Source organism: uncultured Brachyspira sp. (assembly GCF_944390595.1).
Classification (GTDB): domain Bacteria; phylum Spirochaetota; class Brachyspiria; order Brachyspirales; family Brachyspiraceae; genus Brachyspira.
The window spans coordinates 1-2,661 of sequence record NZ_CALXRN010000065.1; the positions used below are offsets into that span (position 1 = coordinate 1).

Consider the following 2,661-nt stretch of genomic DNA (forward strand, 5'->3'; position numbering starts at 1 on the left):
TATTATCCTGCATTCCTTCCTGCCAAGTAAATAAAAGATTTTTTAATTCCTGAAAATCAAAATCCATTAACTGCCATTTATCTTTATTTTTATAATCAACTTTCAAATGATGAAAACTAAATACCATACTAAGTTCATTTTCTTTTTCACCAGAATATTTAATGCAGTTTTCTATGCTTGTTGAAGACATCTCGCCTACTGTGATTGCATTATCATATTTTCCGAAAGTATTTTTATTTAACTCTTTTAAATATTTATGTATATTGTGTCCGTCAGTATAGAAACGTCTGCCGTCGCCTTCAAAATCGTCTTCAAAAACTTCAGGCTTTGATATAAGGTTTATAACATCAAATCTGAATCCGTAAACTCCTTTTTTTATCCAGAAGTTAACTATATCAAAAATTTCTTTTCTTACTTCTTCATTGTCCCAATTCAAATCAGCCTGACTAACATCGAATAGATGCAAATAATATTCATCAAATTTTTCTACATACTGCCAAGCATTGCCTCCGAATTTAGATACCCAATTTGTAGGAGGTTCTTTTTTTCCATTAACTACTCTCCCCTTTTTGAATATATAATAATTTTTATATTTTTCTTCCCCATTCATAGCTTTCTTAAACCATTTATGCTCTGTGGAAGTATGATTGAATACCATATCAAACATTATATCTATATTTCTTTTTTTAGATTCTTTTATGAGTTCTTCAACATCTTCCATAGTGCCGTAAGAAGGATCAACATTATAATAATCAGCAACATCGTATCCATTATCTTTTTGAGGAGAAACAAAGAAAGGAGTACTCCAAATAATATCTATACCTAAATTTTGTAAATAGTCTAATTTTGATATTATACCTCTTATATCTCCAAATCCGTCATTGTTGCTGTCCATAAAAGATTTCGGATATATTTGATAAACAACTTTATTTTTAAAATTCATAATTCATTCCTGTTTTAATTAGATTTATAATAAATTCTTGAGTTATACCTAAACAACTACATTTTGTCAAAAATAAATTTATATTTTTGTTTTTATATCTGGGGCTTTGCCCCAGACACCAGTTCTTTTATTGGTATAAAAGAACCAAAAGAACTGCATTTTTATAGGTTATACCCTATATTTAATAGGCATGTTTTTAATATAAAGCTCTAGCAATTGCGTTTTTTGCTACTTTTTTGTGCGGCAAAAAAGTTGATAATATATTTACAAAATATAAAAATTAACAAAATATAATTGTTTAGATTATAACGGCAGCTAAGTAATATATAGTTAACTGCCGTATATATAATAAAAACCTATAAATATTTTACCCCGCTTAATTATTTTATTTCTATAATTTTTCCTTCACCATTTTTTATAACATTATTTTCTTTTAATAAATTAATTTTAGTGCCGTCAGTAAACACAACAGGAGATACTAAAGATTTCCCATGATTTTTTACATATTCTAAATCAACTTTAGCTATCTTGTCTCCTTTTTTTATTTTATCTCCCACTTTTACAAAAGATTCAAAACCTTCTCCATTAAGCTCTACAGTATCCATACCTATATGAATAAGTATTTCATTTCCGTCTGAAGTTTCTATACCATAAGCATGTTTTGTAGGGAAAGCAGCTATTATTTCACCATCGCAAGGAGAAGTTACTATACTATCAGCTAATTCTATTGCAAAACCTTCACCCATAGCACCGCTTGAAAATGCCTCGTCTGCTATATCTGATAATTTATAAACTTTTCCATTCATAGGTGAAACAAAATTATCATCATCTAAAGTTATCGCTTCTGCAGTTGATACATTATTTGAAACAGTTTCTAAAATATCTGTATTATCAGTTAAATCTTCTGGTTTTAATTTTTTCTTTCCTACTATAAGAGTTAATACTAATGGTATGGCTATAGCAAAAATCATAGCAACAGCAAACATTAACATATGCTTTGGCTGTATTGAAAGTATTCCCGGTATACCTCCAATACCAATAGATGTAGCCATAACCTTAGAAGCAACTGATATAATTGCAGCAACACAAGAACCTATTAAACCGCATACAAATGGAAAACCATATTTTAAGTTTACACCGAATAATGCAGGTTCTGTAACTCCTAAATAACATGATATAAATGCTGGTATATTTATTTGTTTAGCTTTGTTATTTCTCTTCTGAAGTATAGACATAGCAACTACTGCAGAACCCTGAGCTATATTTGATAAAGCTATCATAGGCCATAACATAGTACCGCCGAACTGACTCATAAGCTGTAAGTCAATAGCATTAGACATGTGATGAAGCCCTGTTATTACTAAAGGAGCATAGAAGAATCCGAATACTCCGGCAAACAAAACTCCAAATTTTGATGTTAAGCCTGTATATACAACATAAGAAACTGCCTCGCCTATTTTCCAGCCTATAGGACCTACAACAGAATGAGCTATAATAACTGTTGGTATTAATGAAGCAAACGGTATTATAACCATAGAAACATATTCAGGTACAATCTTTCTCCAAAACTTCTCTAAATACACTAAAATAAATCCTGCCATTATAGCTGGTATAACCTGAGCCTGATAACCAACCATAGGCATTTTAAAAATTCCGAAATCATAAAATTTAGGATCAACGGTTCCTACTAAATAAGCATTAACAAGCTGAGGAGAAAC

The 2,661-nt window shown here is 30.1% G+C and carries 2 protein-coding genes; both read right to left on the bottom strand.

Annotated elements, in window-relative coordinates:
* A partial coding sequence (locus Q0J90_RS03340) for an alpha-amylase family glycosyl hydrolase (protein WP_297276560.1) occupies nt 1-943 on the bottom strand: 943 nt, incomplete at its 3' end.
* Nucleotides 944-1,323: 380 nt separating this feature from the next.
* A partial coding sequence (locus Q0J90_RS03345) for a PTS sugar transporter subunit IIBCA (RefSeq protein ID WP_297276561.1) occupies nt 1,324-2,661 on the bottom strand: 1,338 nt, incomplete at its 5' end.